At 65.4% G+C, this 1,696-nt stretch carries 3 protein-coding genes; all 3 read left to right on the top strand.

Going from position 1 to position 1,696, the window contains the following annotated elements; genetic code table 11:
• On the top strand, positions 1-474 hold a 474-nt coding region (locus WG900_RS20080), incomplete at its 5' end, for a nuclear transport factor 2 family protein (RefSeq protein ID WP_339970151.1).
• Positions 474-1,331, top strand: coding sequence for an SDR family NAD(P)-dependent oxidoreductase (locus WG900_RS20075; RefSeq protein WP_339970150.1), 858 nt, complete (start codon positions 474-476; stop codon positions 1,329-1,331). The genes WG900_RS20080 and WG900_RS20075, both read left to right, overlap by 1 nt.
• 21 nt (positions 1,332-1,352) lie before the next feature.
• Positions 1,353-1,696: SDR family NAD(P)-dependent oxidoreductase (locus WG900_RS20070; RefSeq protein WP_339970148.1), on the top strand; the 344-nt coding region annotated here is incomplete at its 3' end.

Below are 1,696 nucleotides of genomic sequence, written 5' to 3'. Positions count from 1 at the left end.
GCGCGCGGTGAGGACCGCCGGCAGCCCGAAGTGCTGAGCGCCTGTTTCTGGCCGGATTCGACCTTCGACTATGCGATGTACAAGGGCAGCTTCCCCGAATACCTCGCCTGGGTCACGCCGGGTGCGGACGCGATCACCAACACGCAGCACGTGCTGGGCCAGACGGTGATCGACCTTGATGGAGACGCCGCGAAGGCGGAAACCTACGTCATCTCGTACCACCGCGTCGACATGGGCGAAGGTGTAGGCGAGCGCGATACCTGCATCGGCGGGCGCTATCTCGATTCGATGGAAAAGCGGGACGGAAAATGGGCCATCGCGCACCGCACCATGCTCTACGACTGGTATCAGGACTGGGGCCAGAGCGCCGACTGGAGCACCGGCATCATGGGCTATCCGTTCCATGGGCCGAACTACACCGGCCGGGTGAAGGACGACGCAAGCGTCGCATTCTTCGCGGGCAAGCCGTTCTGATGCAGCCGCTGGCGGGTAAGGTCGCGGTCGTAACTGGCGCGAGCCGGGGCATCGGCAAGGGCACCGCCTGCGTGCTCGCCGAGGCGGGGGCGACGGTTTATGTGACCGCGCGCACGGTGGAGGCTGGGAACAATCCCTTGCCCGGCACGATCGGCGAAACGCTCGCCGAAATCGAAGCGCGGGGCGGCAAAGGCGTGGGCGCCGCGCTCGACCTGCATGACGATGCCGCGATTGAAGCACTGTTCGCCCGCGTGAAGGACGAGCAGGGCCGGCTCGATATCCTCGTCAACAACGCCATGTCGATCCCGCCGTCGATGACCGAGCGCACGGGCTTCTGGGAAAAGCCGCTCGCCGATGAATGGGACATCTGGGAGGTCGGCGTGCGCGCCGCCTTCATCGCCAGCCATCACGCGGCCAAGATCATGGTGCCGCAGAAGTCCGGACTGATCGCCTTCATGTCGGGCTATGTCGGGCGCACCTATACCTATGACGTGATGTTCGGCGCGGCCAAGTCTGCCACCGACCGCATGGCGCGCGACATGGGCGTCGAATTGAAGCCGCACGGCGTCGCCAGCGTCTCGCTGTGGCAGGGCTTCACTTATACCGAGCGCGCGGTGGAGAACCTGAAGACCGTTCCCGGCATGGCCAGCCAGCTCAATTCTGCGGTCGGTTCCTCGCCCGAATTTGTCGGCCGGGTGGTGACTGCGCTTGCTGGCGCGCCCGACCTGATGGAGCGCACTGGGGGCAGCTGGATCGTTGCCGAACTGGCCGAAGCATATGGCGTCACCGACAAGGACGGTCGCACCATCCCGAGCTTACGCGAAGAACGCGGCGCACCGATCTTCGGGCCGGTTTGAGCAGATTTTTGGAGAGTACAAATGACTGAGCGTCGCTTCGATGGCCGTGTCGCCGTCATCACCGGATCGGGCCGCGGGCTGGGCTTCGAATATGCCCGCCTGCTCGCCAGCCTGGGCGCCAAGATCGTGATCAACGACAACGGCTCCGCGCTGGACGGTTCCGGCGCGGATACGAGCGTTGCCCAGCAGGCGGCCGACCAGATCAAGGCCGAGGGCGGCGAGGCTGTCGCCTGCACCGAAAGCGTCGCCACGGCAGAGGGCGGCAAGGCGATCATCGGTGCCGCGCTCGATACCTGGGGCCGGATCGACGTTCTGATCCACAACGCGGGCAACACCCGCTTCGATTCGCTCGACGAGATCACGCA

The organism is Novosphingobium aquae (assembly GCF_037572715.1).
Classification (GTDB): Bacteria; Pseudomonadota; Alphaproteobacteria; order Sphingomonadales; family Sphingomonadaceae; genus Novosphingobium; species Novosphingobium aquae.
Note: the sequence above shows the minus strand (reverse complement) of the source record. Positions and strands in the feature narration are given on the sequence as shown.